This window comes from Streptomyces sp. SYSU D01066-1 (genome assembly GCF_054956795.1).
Genome location: NZ_JBUDHV010000005.1, coordinates 185,656 through 203,296, shown reverse-complemented (window position 1 = coordinate 203,296; position 17,641 = coordinate 185,656). Strand labels below are relative to the sequence as shown.

Below are 17,641 nucleotides of genomic sequence, written 5' to 3'. Positions count from 1 at the left end.
CCTCACCGTCCCTCCCCGCCCCGGACGGACTCGGACGGACTCGGACGGACCCGGCAGGGGACGCCCCCACGGCGTGCCCGGCGTCACCGGCCCCGCGCTCCTCGACCAGGCCGCCGTCCTGGCCACCCCGCCCGGCCACTGGCCCGACGGCCACGGGGGGCGTCCCGCGCCCCGGCCGGTCTGTGCCTCGTCCGGTGCGGGCCCATTCCGCACGGGCCCCTCCCGTACGCGCCCCTCCCGCACGGGCCGGTTCCGCACGGGCCCCTCCCGCGTGGGCCCATTCCGCGCGGGCCTATTCCGTGCGCAGGCCGTCCGGGCGCAGCATCCGCAGCAGCGGCGGCAGGCTGAGCAGCGTCACCGCCAGGACGACCGCCGCGCCCACGCCGGTCATCGACAGCAGGCTCGGCCAGTCGATCCGGACCGGGGTGCCGGTCATCTTCAGCAGGACCGTGCCGAGCGTCAGCCCCACCACGGCGGAGAGCAGCAGGCCCACCGCGACCGGGACCGCCGTCTGCCACAGCACCGACAGGCCCAGGGTGCGGCGCCGGGTGCCGAAGGCGACCAGGGACGACAGCAGCTTGCGGCGCTCGCGCAGCTGCTCCAGCTGGGTCACCAGCAGGCTCGCGCCGATCAGCGCCAGCACACAGGCGGCGCCGACGAACAGGCCGGTGCGGACGGCCGTGAACCTCTCGCTGCGCGTGGTGGACGACCACACCGAGACGCGGGACAGCGGGTCGACGGCCGCGGCGGTGTTGCGCACCCGCTCCTGGACGTCCGGCACCGACTGGTCGAGCCCCAGGTAGACCTCCGTGCGCAGATTCGACAGGGCCTCGGCGTCCAGCGCTCCGGGGGTGAACAGGAACCCCGTCGTCGTGTTGTTGGTCAGGCCGACGTGTTCACCGGCCTCCTTGACGTCCTCGGGCACCGTCCAGGCGGTCCGCGCGCCCGGGGAGTCGCCGTACGACGGTTCGAAGTACAGCCGCCGTCCCGGCTCGGCCAGCGTGCCGATGGCCGAGTCCCACGGGGTGTCGAACACGGCGAAGACGTCGCCGTCCGCGCAGGAGTCCAGCCGGACGACCTGCCGCAGCGCCGCGCAGTCCCCGACCGTCACCTGCTCCGAGTCCTCCGGATTCTCGGGCCGGTCGCCGATGGCGCCCTCGGAGTAGGCGTAGACGTGCTCGACGCCCGGGGTGGAGCCGAACTCCGCTGCCGCGGAGGGCTCCGCGGCGTCCGACAGGGTCACCTGCATCTGCGCCCGCGTGACGTCCTGGCCGGTGCTCCTGGTGTAGTCGTCGTCCACCCCGGCGAACAGCATCTGCAGGGCGATCGCCCCGGCGACGGCCACCGCCACGCCGTTGACCATGCGGGCCGCGGTGCCGCTGTTCACCTGGATGCGCCGCACCGCCAGCTGCCAGGAGACCCCGCCGGCGCCGAGCCGGGCGACGAACCGCTCCACGACCCACGGCAGCAGCGCCGTCACGCCGACCAGCAGCAGGACGACACCGCCGACCACCAGGTACTCGTTGAAGGCGCCGTTGTCGCGGCCCTGGCCGAGCATCGGGGAGAGCATGGCCAGACCGGCCAGCGGCAGCAGCAGCCGCCACCACAGCCGGCGCCGCGCCGGCCGGGCCGTGCGGACCACGCCGAGCGGCTCGATGACCACCCCGCGCAGCGCCAGCAGCGTCACCAGCACCGCCGCCGCCGGGACGGCCACCGCCACCAGCAGCGCCAGCCAGGGCGAGGGGTTCAGGTAGCTCGGGAAGACGCTGACGTCGAACACCACGGCCCGGCCCGCGAGCTGCCGGCCGAGCAGGAAGAAGACCGTGCCGAAGACCAGTCCGAGCACCGAGCCGGCCAGTGCCTCGCCGGCGGCGATCCGCCGGGTCATCAGGGTGTCGGAGCCGACCAGCCGCAGCGCCGCGAGCCGCCGGTCGCGTCGCTCGCCGCCGAACCGCACGGCCGTGGCGATGAACACGGCGACCGGCATCAGCAGCACCACGAAGACGACGAGGATCAGCAGCAGCAGGACGGGGTCCAGTTCGTCCGGCGTGCTGTCGGCGGGGCCGAAGTGGTCGATCCGGGTGACGCCGTAGCCGCCGAGGTGCGCGGCGAGTCCCCCGGCGCCGCGGACGAAGGCGAGCTCCTGGGAGCCGACCAGGCCCTCCTCGGCGATGGTGCCGGTGATCCGGTCCGGCAGCCGCTCGCGCAGCAGCTTCCCGGAGTCCGACTCCAGCAGCTTTCTCAGCGCGGGGGAGACGGCCATCTCGCCCTCGGCGGGCACGCTGTCCAGGCCGGGCGGCACCGGTGCGCCGGGCCCCTCGGGCTCCATCCCGCGGCCCCGGATCTCCTGGTCCCGGAACTCCGTGTCGAGGTCCGCGACCAGCAGGGTGTCGTTCCCCTTCGGGGGGACGGCGGTCTCCAGCCAGGAGATGTCGGTGCGGGCGTCCTCCCGGTCGTGCCGGGCGGAGAGCGCGTTCGGGATCGCCGTCGTCAGCAGCAGCAGCGCCACGCCGAGCCCCACGCCGACGGCCGTCAGCAGCGCCCGGATCCAGCCCTCGCGCCCGCCGGCCAGGGCGAACCGGACGCCCAGGGCCAGGTCGCGGCCCCACTGCCGGACGTTCATACGACCCGCTCCATGTCCCGGGACTTCCCGTCCCGCACGACGATCTCGCGGTCCGAGTAAGCGGCCACCCGTGCCTCGTGCGTGACCAGCACGACGGCGGCGTTGGTGGACCGGGCGGCCTCGGTGAGCAGCTCCATCACGCGCTCGCCGTTGAGGGAGTCCAGGGCGCCGGTGGGCTCGTCGGCGAAGAGCACCCGCGGACCGGTGACCAGCGACCGCGCCACGGCGACCCGCTGCCCCTGGCCGCCGGAGACCTCGCCGGGCCGCTTCTCGGCGAGGTCGTCGACCTCCAGCCGCTCCATCCAGCCGAGCGCGGTCCGCTCGGCCTCCTTGCGGGGGGCGCCGTTCAGCCGCAGCGGCAGGGCCACGTTCTCCACGCAGGTCAGCTCCGGCACGAGCTGGCCGAACTGGAACACGAACCCGAACTCGGTGCGCCGCAGGAGGCTGCGCCGGGCGTCGTTCATGGCGGACAGCTCGTGCCCGTCGTAGGTGACCGTGCCGGAGTCGGGCGGGACGATGCCGGCCAGGCAGTGCAGCAGCGTGGACTTGCCGGAGCCGGAGGGCCCCATCACGGCGACGACCTCGCCGGGGTGGACGGAGAACTCGGCGCCGTCGAGGGCGAGGGTCGGGCCGTACGCCTTGCGCAGGTCCCGCGCGGTGAGCAGGGAGCCGGGGGGAGGGGTCGTCACGGGGCCACCGCCGTACGGAGCCTGTCGAGGCGTGCCGCGGTCAGCTCCAGCCACCGCAGGTCTGCCTCCAGGTGGAACAGGGCGTGGTCGCAGATGAGCTGGTCGGCGAGGTCGCCCTTGCGCTTGCGGTCGGTCAGGACGCGCATGTGCCGCAGGTGCTCGGCGCGCTGCTCGTCGAGGACGCCGGCGGCGTCGCGGTGCGTGAGCAGGGCGAGGACGACCTTGGTGTACAGCGTCGACTGGAGGTACGGCTCCGGCTTCTCCGGCGTCACCAGCCACCGCTCCACGTCGGTGACGCCGGCGTCGGTGATCGCGTACCGCTTGCGCTCCGGGCCGCCGCCGGCCTCGATGCCGTCGACCTCCACGAGGCCGTTCCTCAGCAGGCGGGACATCGTCGAATAGACCTGGCCGTAGTGGAGCGGCCGGTCGTGACCGAACTTCTCGTCGAAGGCCCGCTTCAGGTCGTAACCGTGGCGGGGCCCGGACTCCAGGAGGCCGAGCAGAGTGTGACCGATGGACATGCCGCGCACTCTACACACGGTGTATACGCAGTGTGTATAGATGCGGCGCCCGGCCCCCGGCGGGGATGCGGCACCGCAGGTCGCGGCGGGTTGTCACAGTTCTGTCACCGCTCCCGCGATCCGCTCGCCGCCGCCCGGGGCGGGGGCCGGGAGGCGGCGGCGGGGGCGCGGCGGTCCAGGGGAGCGCCGGCGGTGACGTATGTGACATGTGCGGTCAGTTCGCGCCACCGCGACAACCCCCGGCCCCTCCCGTACGTCGGTTCCAGGGGAGGGGGTGCTGATTCTCACGTCCCCAAAAGGCTGGATCGGCGACTCTTTGTCATACCTGGCGGTGCTAGCTTCTTACGCTGACCTGCTGACGGAAACTGTGTGACGTGTGAGCACACACGAACGAAGCGGAGCGGAACGGGTTCATGGGACGAGCGGAAGAGAGAAGAGCGCGGCAGCGTGGCGGACGCCGCGCGGCGCCGGGGCGCCGCCGTCCACCGGCCGCGGACGGCAAGGGACGGATACGCCGGCTCTTCACCTGGAAGAAGGTGCTGGGCACCGTCTTCGGGCTCTGCCTGCTCGGCATGGGCGCCTTCGTCGTGCTGTACATGATGATCCAGATACCCGAGGGCAACGCCGACGCGACGCTGCAGAGCAACGTCTACAAGTACAGCGACGGCACGGTCATGACCCGCAGCGGCGAGCGCAACCGTGAGATCGTCGACCTCGCCAAGGTGCCCAAGGACGTCCAGCACGCCTTCGTCGCCGCCGAGAACAAGACCTTCTACGAGGACTCCGGCGTCGACCTCAGGGGCACCGCCCGCGGCCTGCTCAACACCCTCTCCGGCAAGGGCGCCCAGGGCGGCTCGACCATCACCCAGCAGTACGTCAAGAACTACTACCTCACCCAGGACCAGACCGTCACGCGCAAGCTGAAGGAACTGGTCATCTCCCTCAAGCTGGACCAGCAGAAGTCCAAGGACTACATCCTCGCCGGCTACCTGAACACCAGTTACTACGGCCGCGGCGCCTACGGCATCCAGGCCGCCGCCCAGGCGTACTACCGCGTCGACGCCGAGGAGCTCACCGTCCAGCAGGGCGCCTACCTCGCCGCGCTGCTCCAGGCGCCCAGCCAGTACGACTGGGCGGTCGCCACCGAGACCGGCAAGAAGCTGGCCAAGGAGCGCTGGAACTACGTCCTGGACAAGATGGTCGAGCAGGACTGGCTGAGCGCCTCCGACCGGCGGGCCGCGACGTTCCCGGTCCCCGAGGAGCCCAAGGGCGTCGAGGGCATGCAGGGCCAGAACGGCTACCTGGTGGACGCGGCCAACGACGCGCTGGAGGACCAGCTCGTCGACGCCGGCACCGCCGAGGACAAGGAGCAGGCCGCCGCGATGGTCGAGGCGGGCGGCTGGACCGTCACCCTCAACATCGACAAGAAGAAGCAGGCGGCGCTGGAGAAGTCCGTCGAGGAGCAGCTGACCGGCAAGCTCGACGCCGACGCACGCGACGTCGACGCCGACGTCCAGGCGGGCGCCGTCTCCGTCGACCCGAAGACCGGCGCGGTCGTGGCGATGTACGGCGGCGTGGACTACCTCAAGCACTACGTCAACAACGCCACCCGCAAGGACTACCAGCCCGCCTCCACCTTCAAGCCGGTCATCCTCGCCGCCGCCGTCGACCAGGACGCCGAGACCCAGGACGGCGTACCGATCACCGCGAACACCATCTACGACGGCACCAGCAAGCGCCAGGTCGAGCAGAACGGCACCAAGGTCGGCTTCGCCCCCGAGAACGAGGACGACGTCGACTACGGCGACATCTCCGTCCAGACGGCCATGAACAAGTCCGTCAACTCCGTCTTCGCGCAGATGGGCGTCGACGTCGGCATGGACCAGGTGGTCGACGTCGCCGCCGACCTCGGCATGGACGACGACCTCCAGGCCGTTCCCGCCCAGACCCTGGGCAGCATGGGCGCCAGCCCGCTCCAGATGGCCGGCGTCTACGCCACCCTCGACAACCACGGCAAGAAGGTCACCCCGGCCGTCGTGAAGTCCGTCGAGCACAACTCCCGCGTGGTCGAGTTCCCCGACCCGATCGGCGAGCAGGTCATCAGCCGCGAGGCCGCCGACACCGTGACCAGCGTGCTGACCGGCGTGGTCGACGACGGTACGGCCAAGACCTCCGTACGGGACAACCCGATGCGCGACGGCCAGCAGGTGGCCGGCAAGACCGGTACCTCCGACAACAACAAGTCGGCCTGGTTCACCGGCTTCACCCCCGAGCTGGTCACCTCCGTCGGCCTGTTCGGCGAGGACGCCGAGACCCACGGCCAGGTCGCGATGTACGGCGCGGCCGGCGAGGAGCGCGTCAACGGCGGCGGGTTCCCGGCGCAGATCTGGGCGGCGTACACCTTCGGCGTGATGGACAGGACCAGCAAGTTCGACCTGGACACCAAGCAGGGCGCGGCGGTCGCGCCCAGCACCACGGCACCGCCGGCCGAGACGGCCTCGTCGCCGCCCGCGGAGGAGACGACCAGCGCTCCGCCGACCGACGAGGAGACCACGTCGGCGCCGCCCACCGACGAGGAGACGACCACCTCGCCGCCCCCGGACGACGAGACCACCACGCCTCCGCCCACCGACGAGGAGACCACCACGGCCCCGCCGACCGACGACGAGACCGACGAAGAGGACGAGGAGCTCCCGGGCGGCGACTGGTAGCCGCCGGACGGACGCGGACGGGAGAAGGGGGCGGGGGGCCCGGGGCCCCCCCGGCGCCCCCCCCCCCCCCCCCCCCCCCCCGCCCCGCGCCGCGGGGGGGGGGGGGGGGGGGGCGGGGGGGGGGGGGGGGGGGGGGGGGGGGGGGGCGCCCGGGCCCCGCCGGGGCCCCCCGCCCCCTTCTCCCGCCCTTCCGTCCGCTCAGCCGTGGTTCAGCTCGAACCAGACCACCTTGCCGGTGGACAGCCGGGTCGCGCCCCAGCGCCGGGCCAGCCGGTTCACCAGGTACAGCCCGCGCCCGCCCTCGTCGGTGGCGCGGGCCTGCCGCAGCCGCGGCAGCTGCGGCACGTCGTCGCCGACCTCGCAGCGCAGCACGTCGGTCCGCAGCAGCCGCAGCGTCACCGGCCGGGAGGCGTATCGCACCGCGTTGGTGACGACCTCGCTGACCAGCAGCTCGACGGAGTCGGTCAGCCCCTCCAGGCCCCAGCGGGACAGCGCGTGCCGGGCGAGCCGGCGGGCCCGGCCGGGAGCGGCGTCCTCCGGCTCCAGGTCCCAGTACGCCACGTCGCTCGGCGCGATGCCGTCGAAGCGGGCGGCGAGCAGCGCGATGTCGTCGTCCCGGTCGCCCGGCCCGAGCATGTCCAGCACCTCGTCGCACAGGGCTTCCAGGGGCGGCGAGTGGTCCGGGCCGGTCAGCTGGGCGGTCGCGGCGAGCTTCTCCCGCAGCTGCTCTATGCCGGTCCACACGTCCCGCAGCCGGGACTCCACCAGCCCGTCCGTGTAGAGCAGCAGCGTCGCCCCGGCGGGCGCGTCCAGCTCGACGGCCTCGAAGTCGACGCCGCCGACGCCGATCGGGGCGCCCGGCGGCACCCGCAGCACCTCCGCCCGGCCGCCCAGGTGCAGCAGGACGGGCGGCGGGTGACCGGCGTTGGCGATGGTGATGCGGTGCGACACCGGGTCGTAGACCGCGTACAGGCAGGTCGCCATGCGGTCGGTGCCGAGGCGCTGGGCCTGCTCGTCCAGGTGGTGCAGCACCTCCTGCGGCGGCAGGTCGAGCCCGGCGAGGGTCTGCGCGGTGGTGCGCAGCTGGCCCATGATGGCCGCCGACGTCATGGAGTGCCCCATCACGTCCCCGACGACCAGCGCGACCCGGCTGCCGGGCAGCGGGATCGCGTCGTACCAGTCACCGCCGACCCGGGCGGTCTCGGCGGCCGGGAGGTAGCGGGAGGCCAGCTTGACGCCGGTGCAGCGCGGCAGGTTCTCCGGGAGCATCGTGCGCTGCAACTCGTCGGCGATGTACGCCTCGCGGCCGTACAGCACCGCCTTGTCGATGCCCAGCGCGCTGTGCGTGGCGAGCTGCGCGGCGACCAGCAGGTCGTCGGCCTCGAAGGCGGCCCGCTCCGGACGGCGCAGGAACAGCGCGGCCCCGATCACCCGGCGCCGGCCGCGCAGCGGCGCCAGCACGGCGCGCTGCCCCTCGGGCAGCGGGAGGTCGCTGAGGGTGCCCAGGAGCTCGGGCAGGGCGGCGCGGACCGCGGGCGCGTCCGTGAAGACCGGCCGCACCCCGCGCAGCACCTCCGCCAGCGCGCTGCCCGGCCGCACCTCGCACAACTCCGCGCCGACCGCCTCCAGGTCGGCCGGTTCGGGCTGGACCGACGGCATGAACCCGCCCTCGGTGTCCCGCTCGGCCGGGATGCGGTCGGTGCGGCGCAGCCGCAGCACCAGCGGACCGGTGGGCCGCTCGTCACCGACCGGCAGCGGCTCGCGCAGATAGACCAGGATCGCGTCGGCGAACGTCGGCACGGTCGCCCGGCACAGCCCCATCACGATCTCGTCCAGGTCCATGCCCCGGGCGATCCGCCGGGTGGCGGCGCCCACGAACCGCAGCCGGTCCCCGTCCCGCCGCATCGGCGCGGGCCGTCCCGGCGGCAGCGGCTGCCCGCTGCGCCGCTCGGCCCCGGCCTGCTCCGCCGGGACACCGCCGGGCGGAGCCGGGACACCCTCCGGCACCGGCCGCGGACGGTGCGCCTCGGGCCCGGCCGGCTGCTCGGTGCCCGGCTGGGCGTGCTCAAAGACGCCGGCCGGACCGTCGTCCGCGGTGGCGGGCGGCGGGACGTCCCCGGCGTGATCCTGGGCCGGTGGGGCGCCTTCGGGGGCGTCGGGGGCGTGCGGTGGCGCCGGGGTGCGCAACAGCGCCCCGCGGGGGTCCGTGGGGTCGTTGCCCGCCTGGGGGCGCTCGAAGGAGATCGGGTGCTCCGTCACGCGTGTCGAATCCATCCGTCCGCGACTGCGCGCCGCGCGTGCAGTTCGTCCCGCAGAATTCCCGATACCCGGAACACGCGCCCCGGGAACGGAATTCCCGCGCGGCCAGGGGCTGTTCCCGGACTCCTGCCGGGCCTGCGGTGATCCCTGCCCTCGTACCCCTCGCTCACGTCCTGCCGCCCCTCGGTGACGTTCGGTCAAGCCCTGCGCGTGCCACGCCTGTTGCCACCGCGAGCCCTTGCGGAGGACGATCCTACGTTTGTTGCCCGGGGGCGTATCAAGGGTCTCACGATGACACGTGCGCGGGCGTGCGATCCCAGTCCGCCGGGAGGACCGGTACCGGCCACGCGGGGTCCGGGCGCCAGTGCTGCCAGTCCTCCGAGAACGGCGGCCCCCAGGCGCGGATCACCTCCACCGCGGCCCGCCCCGCCTCCCGCACCCGCCCGGCGAGGGCCGCGTCCATCAGTCCGTCCCGCTGGGCCTGCGCGAACTCGTCCTCGTCCCGCCAGTGCCAACTGCGGTCCGGATGGACGGAGATGTCCAGGAAGTGGTCCTCGGAATCGACCCCGCCGGACCAGCGGACCAGCGGTTCCTCCAGGTTCACGTACCAGTTCTTGAACCGCCAGCCGGGGTCCCAGAACAGCCACACCGACCAGGGCTCGCCGGTCCGGGCCAGCTTCAGCACACCCGTGCCGGACCAGCGGTCGCGCCGCACGGTCCGGGGCCTGGTGTAGCGCGTGGACAGGGGCTCCAGGTGCGGGGGCGTGCCGTCGGCCAGGACGGGCTTGACGCACTCGGTGCCGGGGGCCAGCCAGACAGCGAGCAGACCGGCCTCGTCGCGCACGACGGTGACGGGGCGGGCGATGTGCGGGTGCGGGCCGCCGTTCTCCCGGTAGCGCCACAGGATCTGGCTGCCGGGTGCCCAGGACACCGCCCGCGCGTCCGTCCCCGTCACCGCCGTGTTCACCGCTTCACCGTCTGCCATGGACAGATATTAGGTGCCCCGGGCACCCGGCGCTGCGGCATCCGTCACGCTGTCACACCGTCACACCGTCACACCGGGGCACCGGGGCACCGGGGAGGGCGCGCGGGCCGGCCGGACGCGCCGGTCAGGGACGGGTCATCCGCAGCACGTCCAGCGCCTCGTCGAGCTGCTCCACGCTGAGGTCGCCGCGCTCCACGTACCCGCCCTCCACCACGACCTGGCGGATCGTCTTCCGCTCGGCCAGCGCCTTCTTGGCGACCTTGGCGGCCTCCTCGTACCCGATGTACTTGTTCAGCGGCGTGACCACGGACGGCGAGGACTCGGCGTACTCGCGGGCCCTCTCCCGGTGGGCGACGATCCCGTCCACGGTCCGGTCGGCCAGCAGCCGCGAGACGTTGGCGAGCAGCCGCACGGACTCCAGCACGTTCTTGGCGATGACCGGCAGCATGACGTTCAGCTCGAAGTTGCCGGCCGCGCCCGCCGTCGCCACGGTGGCGTCGTTGCCGACCACCTGCGCGGCGACCATCAGCACCGCCTCCGGGATGACCGGGTTCACCTTCCCCGGCATGATGGACGACCCCGGCTGGAGGTCGGGCAGCGAGATCTCCGCGAGCCCGGTGCGCGGCCCCGACGCCATCCACCGCAGATCGTTGGCGATCTTCGTCAGCCCGACCGCGATGGTCCGCAGCTGCCCGCTGGTCTCGACGACGCCGTCCCGGGCGCCCTGCGCCTCGAAGTGGTCCCGCGCCTCGGTCAGCGGCAGCCCGGTGACGCGGGCCACCTCCTCGATGACGGCGGCGGAGAACCCGGGCGGCGTGTTGATCCCGGTCCCGACCGCCGTACCGCCCAGCGGCAGCTCGGCCAGCCGCGGCAGCGAGGAGCGCAACCGCTCGACGCCGTACCGCACCTGGGCGGCGTACCCGCCGAACTCCTGCCCCAGGGTCACCGGGGTGGCGTCCATCAGGTGCGTACGCCCCGACTTCACCACGTCGGCGAACTCCTCCGCCTTGCGCTCCAGGGCCGCCGCCAGGTGCTCCAGGGCCGGGATCAGGTCCCGGCTGACGGCGGCGGTCGCGGCGATGTGGAGGGAGGACGGGAAGACGTCGTTGGACGACTGGGAGGCGTTGACGTGGTCGTTGGGGTGCACGTCCCGTCCGAGCCGCTCGGTCGCGAGGGTGGCGATGACCTCGTTGGTGTTCATGTTGGACGAGGTGCCGGAGCCGGTCTGGAAGACGTCGACCGGGAAGTGCGCGTCCCACTTCCCCTCGGCGACCTCGCCGGCCGCCTCCTGGATCGCGCCGGCGATGTCCTCGTCCAGGACCCCCAGCTCGGCGTTGACCTTCGCCGCGGCCCCCTTGATGCGGGCGAGCGCCTCGATGTGCGCCCGCTCGATCCGCTGCCCGGAGACGGGGAAGTTCTCGACGGCCCGTTGCGTCTGCGCCCGCCACTTGGCGTCGACGGGGACGCGGACCTCGCCCATGGAGTCGTGCTCGATGCGGTAGTCGCTCATGTCCGGTACAGCGAACGGCGAGGGGAGGTTGTTCCGCCGGGCGGGGCCGGAACCGGAATCCGCCCCGTCCGGCGGTCCGGACGGGGCGGATTCCGGTCGGTGGCCGGGGCGGCTGTCCGGCCGGTCCGGCGGGGCGGCTGTCCGGCCGGTCCGGCGGTCCGGGGCCGCGAGCCGGGACCCGCCCCATCCGGCCGGCGCGGAGCCCCGGGGGCGGGAACCGGGAGGGGCCGGGGCGGCGGGGGCGGGAACCGGCCCGCCGCCGCTCCGGAGCCCTACGCCAGGCCGGGCCCCCGCACCGGGATCGACGTGAACGTCGGCTGCGGCGCGGGGTCCTGGAAGAAGTCGTTGCCCTTGTCGTCCACGACGATGAACGCCGGGAAGTCCTCGACCTCGATCCTCCAGACCGCCTCCATGCCGAGCTCCTCGTACTCGACGACCTCGACCTTCTTGATGCAGTCCTGCGCCAGCCGCGCCGCGGGCCCGCCGATCGACCCGAGGTAGAAGCCGCCGTGCGCGGCGCACGCGTCGGTGACCTGCCTGCTCCGGTTGCCCTTGGCGAGCATCACCTTGGAGCCGCCCGCCGCCTGGAACTGCTCCACGTAGGAGTCCATGCGCCCGGCGGTCGTCGGGCCGAAGGACCCGGACGCGTACCCCTCGGGCGTCTTGGCCGGACCCGCGTAGTACACCGGGTGGTCCTTCAGGTACTGCGGCATCTCCTCGCCCGCGTCCAGCCGCTCCTTGATCTTGGCGTGCGCGATGTCGCGGGCCACCACCAGCGGGCCGGTCAGCGAGAGCCGGGTCTTGACCGGGTACTTGGTCAGCTCGGCGAGGACGGCGTCCATCGGCTGGTTGAGGTCGATCTCGACGACGTCACCGCCGGCGTCGAGGTGCTCGTCCGTCGTGTCCGGCAGGAACCGCGCCGGGTCGGTCTCCAGCCGCTCCAGGAAGACGCCCTCGGCGGTGATCTTCGCGACGGCCTGCCGGTCGGCGGAGCAGGACACGGCGATCGCGACCGGGCAGGACGCCCCGTGCCGCGGCAGCCGCACCACCCGCACGTCGTGGCAGAAGTACTTGCCGCCGAACTGCGCCCCGATCCCGATCCTCTGCGTCAGCTCGAAGACCTTCTCCTCCAGTTCCTTGTCCCGGAAGCCGTGCCCGAGCGGCGAGCCCTCGGCGGGGATCTCGTCGAGGTAGTGCGCGGAGGCGTACTTCGCGGTCTTCAGCGCGTACTCGGCCGACGTGCCGCCGACGACGATCGCCAGGTGGTACGGCGGACAGGCGGCCGTGCCCAGCGAACGGATCTTCTCCTCCAGGAACTTCATCATGGAGGCCTCGTTCAGGACGGCCTTCGTCTCCTGGTAGAGGAACGACTTGTTGGCCGAGCCGCCGCCCTTCGCCATGAACAGGAACTTGTAGGCGTCGCCGTCGGTCGCGTACAGCTCGATCTGCGCGGGGAGGTTGGAGCCGGTGTTCTTCTCCTCCCACATGGTGAGCGGGGCCATCTGGGAGTAGCGCAGGTTGAGCTTGGTGTAGGCGTCGTAGATGCCGCGGGAGAGGGCCTCCTCGTCGCCGCCCGCCGTGAGCACGTTCTGCCCGCGCTTGCCCATCACGATCGCCGTGCCGGTGTCCTGGCACATCGGCAGGACGCCCGCCGCCGCGATGTTCGCGTTCTTCAGCAGGTCCAGCGCGACGAACTTGTCGTTGGACGACGCCTCGGGGTCGTCGATGATGCGGCGGAGCTGGGCCAGGTGGGCGGGGCGCAGATAGTGCTGGATGTCGTGGATCGCCTCCTCGGCCAGCTTGCGCAGCGCCTCCGGCTCCACCCTGAGGAACGTGCGCCCGTCGGCCTCGAAGGTGGAGACACCCTCGGAGGTCACCAGCCGGTACGGGGTGGTGTCCTCTCCCTGGGGGAGCAGATCGGTGTACACGAACTCAGGCATCTCGCCCATTCCTCACTCGACAGACGGCCGCTGGCCTCCATTGGCGGCGTCCACCAGCGTAGAACCTGCTGGAGAGGGCGGACTTGTGAGGTTGTCCTCAGTAGGGGCGGCCAAGGGGTAGTCGCGATCTATCGCGTTTCGGTACGCTGCTGCCGTGGACCTTCAGAAGCACGCCCCGCAGCAGGACGTCCCGGCTCCCGTCACCGAGCTGCGCGCCTCGGACGCCGACCGCGACCGCATCGCCGACATGCTCCGCGAGGCGCTCGCCGAGGGGCGCCTCACCGCCGAGGAGCACGCCGAGCGCGTCGAGGGCGTGCTGGCCGCCAGGACCGTCGGCGAGCTGGACGTGTTCGTACGGGACCTGCCCGCCGCCCACGAGCGGCGCGCGTTTGCCGCCGCCCCGTCGCCCCCGCCCGGCGTGATACCCGCCGACCCGGACGACCGCGTGGTCGCGGTGTTCAGCGCCGCCGTCCGCAAGGGCCGCTGGCGGGCGGGCCGCCGCGTCCACGCGTACTCGGTCTTCGGCAGCGTCGAGATCGACCTGGGTGAGGCGGTCTTCGAGTACCGGCAGGTGGTGATCAAGGCGGTCTCGGTCTTCGGCAGCGTCGAGGTCCGCGTCCCGGAGAACGTGACGCTGCGCGGCGCGGGCGGCGCCGTGCTCGGCAGCTTCGAGGTGGACACGGCCGACTCGACGGACACCGAGGCCCCCGTGGTCCACGTGGACGGCTGGGCCGTGCTGGGCAGCGTCGAGGCCCGCCCGAAGCGGGGCAGCCGGGTGGTGGACATCCTGGACCGGGCGCAGCGCAAGGTCGACCGGCATGTGCGCAAGCACCTGGGGCGCTGACGTCGCCCCCGCGGAGCCCGCGGGCGGGCCCGGCGGTTCGGGACCCAGTGCATAGGCGCGCGTACAGCGGGTAAGGCTTGCTGCATCGTCTCTCGCTCGCGAAGCCGTCGTCAGGAGTAGACCGTGCTGCAACCGCCGCCTTCGTCCCTGCAGGCAGCCGCCGTTCCGGCCCAGCGGGTACCGGCGCGAGGCCGGGACCAGGACGCCCCCTGGCACACCGAGGCGGTGTGCCGGCGCGACGAGGCGGGCCTGTTCTTCGCACCTTCCAAGGAGCCGACCGCCGCCCGGCTCTCCCGCGAGGAGGCGGCCAAGCGCGTCTGCGCGCGCTGTCCCGTCATGGTCGAGTGCCGCGAGCACGCCCTGCTCCAGCCCGAGCCCTACGGCGTCTGGGGCGGCCTCACCGCCGCCGAGCGCCGCGTGGTCCTGGCCCGCAGGCGCCGCCGCGACCTGGAGCTGAAGAAGGCGGCCCGCGCGACGGGCCGGATAGCGGCGGCCGGCTGACCCGGACGCGGAAAGGGGAAGGCACCCTCTCCGCACAGAGGGTGCCTTCTCGGTGCCGCCGCGGGGAAGAGCCGCGGCGGCGCTACTTCGCCTGGTCGAAGTTGACCGCGCTGTACGCCCGCAGCTTGCTCAGCCGGTGCTCGGAGTCGATCCGCCGCACCGTCCCCGACTTCGACCGCATCACGATCGAGTCCGTGGTGGCCGTCTCCGACCGGTAGCGCACCCCGCGCAGCAGCTCGCCGTCCGTGATGCCGGTCGCGACGAAGAACACGTTCTCGCCGGTGACGAGGTCCTCCGTGGTCAGCACCCGGTCCAGATCGTGCCCGGCGTCCAGCGCCCGCTGCCGCTCCGCGTCGTCCTTCGGCCACAGTTTGCCCTGGATGGTGCCGCCCAGGCACTTCACCGCGCAGGCCGAGATGATGCCCTCGGGGGTGCCGCCGACGCCGAGCAGCAGGTCGATGCCGGTGCCCTCGCGCAGCGCCAGGATGGAGCCGGCCACGTCGCCGTCGGAGATCAGCTTGATGCGCGCGCCGGTCTCCCTGACCTGCTGGATGAGGTCCTTGTGCCGGGGCCGGTCCAGGATGACGACCGTGACGTCCTCGGGCGTGACCCGCTTGGCCTTGGCGACCCGGCGGATGTTCACCGCGACCGGCGCGTTGATGTCCACGAAGTCGGCGGCCTCGGGCCCGGTGACCAGCTTGTCCATGTAGAAGACGGCCGACGGGTCGAACATGGAACCCCGCTCGGCGGCGGCCAGCACGGCGATCGCGTTGGTCATGCCCTTCGCCGTCAGGGTGGTGCCGTCGATCGGGTCGACCGCGATGTCGACCTCGGCGCCGGTGCCGTCGCCGACCCGCTCCCCGTTGAAGAGCATCGGGGCCTCGTCCTTCTCCCCTTCGCCGATGACGACGACGCCGTTCATCGACACGGTCTGGACGAGGGTCCGCATGGCGCGCACCGCGGCACCGTCGGCGCCGTTCTTGTCGCCGCGCCCGACCCAGCGGCCGGCGGCCATCGCCGCCGCCTCGGTCACGCGGACCAGTTCCATGGCGAGGTTGCGGTCGGGAGCCTCGGCGGGTACGTCCAGTTCGGAGGGAAGGTGATGATGTTCGGTCATCGAAACGCACCTTTCTGTACGACGACGGCCGGATGAGGGTATGACCATGACTCTATCGCCAGTCCGACTGGATGAGCAGGGGACCCCACGGATGAGCGCCGCGGGTACCTGCGACGATGGGGGTGTGGCAGGCAGAAACGGCAAGCAGAAGACCGCTCGGAACATGATCTACTCGCTGGGCGTGAGTGTCCTGGCGGGGCTGGTCATGTGGGCCTTCGTCCCGCACGACGACAAGGAGCCCGACCTCCAGCGGGTCGACTACCGGGTGGAGCTGCTCACCGCCCGCCGTGCCGCGCCGTACCCGGTGGCCGCGCCCGAGGGCCTCCCCGAGACGTGGAAGGCGACCTCGGTCCGCTACCGGGGCACCGAGTCCGACACCTGGCACCTGGGCTTCCACCTCCCGGACGGCCAGTACGTACAGGTCGAGCAGTCGACGGGGAAGGTGTCCGCCTTCATCGAGGAGGCGAGCCAGGGCGCGACGGCGACCGACGTCACCGAGGAGATCGACGGCCGGTCCTGGACGCGCTACGCGGGGGGCCGGTACAAGGCCCTGGTGCTGAAGGACACGGAGGGTGTGAAGGGCGCGACGACGGTCGTGGCCGGCACCGGCTCCTTCGGCCAGCTGACGAAGATGGCGGCGGCGCTGGAGATGTCCTGAGCGGCCGGGACGCGCCGTGCGGGCGTGGTCCCGGCGTCCCCCTCGGGACGCCGGGACCACGCCCGCACCTGCTCGGACGGTCGCTCAGACGGTGGTGACGACCTCGTCGTACGCCAGCCGCGGGGAGCGCGGGTACCAGGCGTCGGGGCCCGGCTTGCCGATGTTGACGACCATCAGCGGGGTGTGGTCGTCGTCCAGGAACTCCTTGCGGACGCCCTCGGGGTCGAAGCCGGTCATCGGACCGGCGGCCAGGCCGGCGGCGCGGACGCCGACGATGAAGTACCCGGCCTGGAGGGCGGCGTTCAGCGCGGCGGCGTTCTCGCGGACGGCGCGCTCGGAGAAGAAGGCGTCCTTGGCCTGCGGGAAGTGCGGGAACAGCGTCGGCAGTTCCTCGTGGAACTCGTTGTCCGCGGACAGGACGGCGACCAGCGGGGCGGACGCGGTCTTGGCGGCGTTGCCCTCGGACATGTGCTTCACCAGGCGCTCGCGGGCCTCGGGGGAGCGGACCAGGGTGATCCGCAGCGGGGACTGGTTGAAGGCGGTCGGACCGAACTTGACCAGGTCGTAGATCGCCTGCACCTGCTCCTCGGTCACCGGCTCGTCGGTGAAGCTGTTCGCGGTGCGGGCCTCGCGGAACAGCAGGTCCTGGGCGGCGGGGTCAAGAACGAGAGACATACGTGATCTTCCTCGAAGTGCGGATCCGTTGACTCCGACGACGGTACGCCAAGGAAGTTCAAGGTTCAACCAAAGTGGGAACCGCGTGTTCCGCGTCACGTGGCCGCCGGGGCGGGACGGGGAGGAGTGAGGCGGATCACGGCGGCGCGGCGGACGGTCCGAGGGACGGCCGGAGTCACCGCGGACGGACCGCGCGCCCTTCCCACGGCCACGGACACCTCACCACCCGAGCGGACGGGACCAGCCTGATATGACCACCGACGCCGTGGAGGGCCCCGCCGCTTCCTCCCCGTCGACCGAGAAGAAGTACGGCCGCCCGGTCGCCGAGTGGAAGGAGCTCATCCGCTCCTCGCCCCTGGCCCGGCACAGGGAACTCGTCACCTGGCTGAAGACCGAACACGGGCCGGGCCACGGCCGTGCCGGCGCCCTGGTCGCACACGCGCCGGCCGAGGACAGCGGGAAGCAGGCGCCGGCCGGCCCGGGGCCCGGAGCCGGGGGCGGTGGCCGGTCCGGGGCCTGGGGTGGTGGCTGGTCCGGGGCCTGGGGCGGCGGCCGGTCCGGGGCCTGGGGCGGCGGCCGGTCCGGAGTCAGGGGCGGCGGCCGGGGAG

At 72.9% G+C, this 17,641-nt stretch carries 13 protein-coding genes and 1 pseudogene; 5 read left to right on the top strand and 9 right to left on the bottom strand.

What is annotated here, in order from left to right:
• Positions 1–292: 292 nt before the first annotated feature.
• The 3 genes from ACY1JF_RS07635 to ACY1JF_RS07625 are packed head-to-tail and all read right to left on the bottom strand — an operon-like array spanning position 293 to position 3,833.
• Positions 293–2,623 carry an ABC transporter permease gene (locus ACY1JF_RS07635; RefSeq protein WP_462704221.1) on the bottom strand — a complete coding sequence of 777 codons (2,331 nt, stop codon included), beginning with the start codon at positions 2,621–2,623 and terminating at the stop codon, positions 293–295.
• Positions 2,620–3,312, bottom strand: a complete 693-nt coding sequence (locus ACY1JF_RS07630; RefSeq protein ID WP_462704220.1) for an ABC transporter ATP-binding protein — start codon at positions 3,310–3,312, stop codon at positions 2,620–2,622. Before ACY1JF_RS07630 ends, ACY1JF_RS07635 begins: the two co-directional genes overlap by 4 nt.
• Positions 3,309–3,833, bottom strand: coding sequence for a PadR family transcriptional regulator (locus ACY1JF_RS07625; RefSeq protein ID WP_462704219.1), 525 nt, complete (start codon positions 3,831–3,833; stop codon positions 3,309–3,311). The genes ACY1JF_RS07630 and ACY1JF_RS07625 overlap by 4 nt, the downstream gene beginning before the upstream one ends.
• Positions 3,834–4,246: 413 nt before the next feature.
• On the opposite strand from ACY1JF_RS07625, the gene ACY1JF_RS07620 reads away from it, so the two are divergent.
• On the top strand, positions 4,247–6,544 hold the full coding sequence (locus ACY1JF_RS07620) for a transglycosylase domain-containing protein (RefSeq protein WP_462704218.1): 2,298 nt from the start codon (positions 4,247–4,249) through the stop codon (positions 6,542–6,544).
• A 198-nt stretch (positions 6,545–6,742) separates the two neighbouring features.
• Here the strand turns inward: ACY1JF_RS07620 and ACY1JF_RS07615 are convergent, their stop codons facing one another.
• From ACY1JF_RS07615 to ACY1JF_RS07600, 4 genes are all read right to left on the bottom strand, one after another.
• On the bottom strand, positions 6,743–8,818 hold the full coding sequence (locus tag ACY1JF_RS07615; RefSeq protein ID WP_462704217.1) for a SpoIIE family protein phosphatase: 2,076 nt from the start codon (positions 8,816–8,818) through the stop codon (positions 6,743–6,745).
• Between the two features lie 271 nt (positions 8,819–9,089).
• The gene (fomD, locus tag ACY1JF_RS07610) at positions 9,090–9,788 is read right to left on the bottom strand and encodes a cytidylyl-2-hydroxypropylphosphonate hydrolase (protein WP_462704216.1); all 699 of its coding nucleotides are present in this window, start codon (positions 9,786–9,788) and stop codon (positions 9,090–9,092) included.
• A 124-nt stretch (positions 9,789–9,912) separates the two neighbouring features.
• A complete protein-coding gene (locus tag ACY1JF_RS07605) occupies positions 9,913–11,298 on the bottom strand; it encodes a class II fumarate hydratase (RefSeq protein WP_462704215.1) in 1,386 nt (461 codons plus the stop codon).
• Between the two features lie 272 nt (positions 11,299–11,570).
• The gene (locus ACY1JF_RS07600; RefSeq protein ID WP_462704214.1) at positions 11,571–13,238 is read right to left on the bottom strand and encodes a fumarate hydratase; all 1,668 of its coding nucleotides are present in this window, start codon (positions 13,236–13,238) and stop codon (positions 11,571–11,573) included.
• A gap of 154 nt (positions 13,239–13,392) precedes the next feature.
• Between ACY1JF_RS07600 and ACY1JF_RS07595 the strand changes: the two genes are divergently transcribed.
• Together ACY1JF_RS07595 and ACY1JF_RS07590 are read left to right on the top strand one after the other, a co-directional pair.
• Entirely contained in the window at positions 13,393–14,082 is a 690-nt protein-coding gene (locus ACY1JF_RS07595; RefSeq protein ID WP_462704213.1) for a DUF1707 SHOCT-like domain-containing protein, read from the top strand.
• A 123-nt stretch (positions 14,083–14,205) separates the two neighbouring features.
• Positions 14,206–14,583 (top strand): WhiB family transcriptional regulator, encoded by a 378-nt coding sequence (locus ACY1JF_RS07590; RefSeq protein ID WP_462704212.1) that lies wholly within the window; start codon positions 14,206–14,208, stop codon positions 14,581–14,583.
• Positions 14,584–14,665: 82 nt separating this feature from the next.
• On the opposite strand, the gene glpX is transcribed toward ACY1JF_RS07590, so the two are convergent.
• Positions 14,666–15,700: a class II fructose-bisphosphatase gene (gene glpX, locus ACY1JF_RS07585; RefSeq protein ID WP_462704211.1), complete on the bottom strand. Its 1,035-nt coding sequence runs from the start codon at positions 15,698–15,700 to the stop codon at positions 14,666–14,668.
• Between the two features lie 124 nt (positions 15,701–15,824).
• Between glpX and ACY1JF_RS07580 the strand changes: the two genes are divergently transcribed.
• On the top strand, positions 15,825–16,358 hold the full coding sequence (locus ACY1JF_RS07580; RefSeq protein ID WP_462704210.1) for a DUF4245 domain-containing protein: 534 nt from the start codon (positions 15,825–15,827) through the stop codon (positions 16,356–16,358).
• 84 nt (positions 16,359–16,442) lie between these two features.
• Here the strand turns inward: ACY1JF_RS07580 and ACY1JF_RS07575 are convergent, their stop codons facing one another.
• Positions 16,443–17,033, bottom strand: coding sequence for a malonic semialdehyde reductase (locus ACY1JF_RS07575; RefSeq protein ID WP_462704209.1), 591 nt, complete (start codon positions 17,031–17,033; stop codon positions 16,443–16,445).
• 250 nt (positions 17,034–17,283) lie between these two features.
• Between ACY1JF_RS07575 and ACY1JF_RS07570 the strand changes: the two are divergent.
• Positions 17,284–17,496, top strand: a pseudogene (locus tag ACY1JF_RS07570) (DUF4287 domain-containing protein); the annotation flags it as partial.
• Positions 17,497–17,641 lie beyond the last annotated feature (145 nt).

Excerpts from the sequence above, each read along its gene's own strand:
- ACY1JF_RS07635 (WP_462704221.1), bottom strand. The coding sequence starts at position 2,623 with ATGAACGTCCGGCAGTGGGGCCGCGACCTGGCCCTGGGCGTCCGGTTC.
- ACY1JF_RS07625 (WP_462704219.1), bottom strand. The coding sequence starts at position 3,833 with ATGTCCATCGGTCACACTCTGCTCGGCCTCCTGGAGTCCGGGCCCCGC.
- ACY1JF_RS07620 (WP_462704218.1), top strand. The coding sequence starts at position 4,247 with ATGGGACGAGCGGAAGAGAGAAGAGCGCGGCAGCGTGGCGGACGCCGC.
- ACY1JF_RS07615 (WP_462704217.1), bottom strand. The coding sequence starts at position 8,818 with ATGGATTCGACACGCGTGACGGAGCACCCGATCTCCTTCGAGCGCCCC.
- fomD (WP_462704216.1), bottom strand. The coding sequence starts at position 9,788 with ATGGCAGACGGTGAAGCGGTGAACACGGCGGTGACGGGGACGGACGCG.
- ACY1JF_RS07605 (WP_462704215.1), bottom strand. The coding sequence starts at position 11,298 with ATGAGCGACTACCGCATCGAGCACGACTCCATGGGCGAGGTCCGCGTC.
- ACY1JF_RS07600 (WP_462704214.1), bottom strand. The coding sequence starts at position 13,238 with ATGCCTGAGTTCGTGTACACCGATCTGCTCCCCCAGGGAGAGGACACC.
- glpX (WP_462704211.1), bottom strand. The coding sequence starts at position 15,700 with ATGACCGAACATCATCACCTTCCCTCCGAACTGGACGTACCCGCCGAG.
- ACY1JF_RS07575 (WP_462704209.1), bottom strand. The coding sequence starts at position 17,033 with ATGTCTCTCGTTCTTGACCCCGCCGCCCAGGACCTGCTGTTCCGCGAG.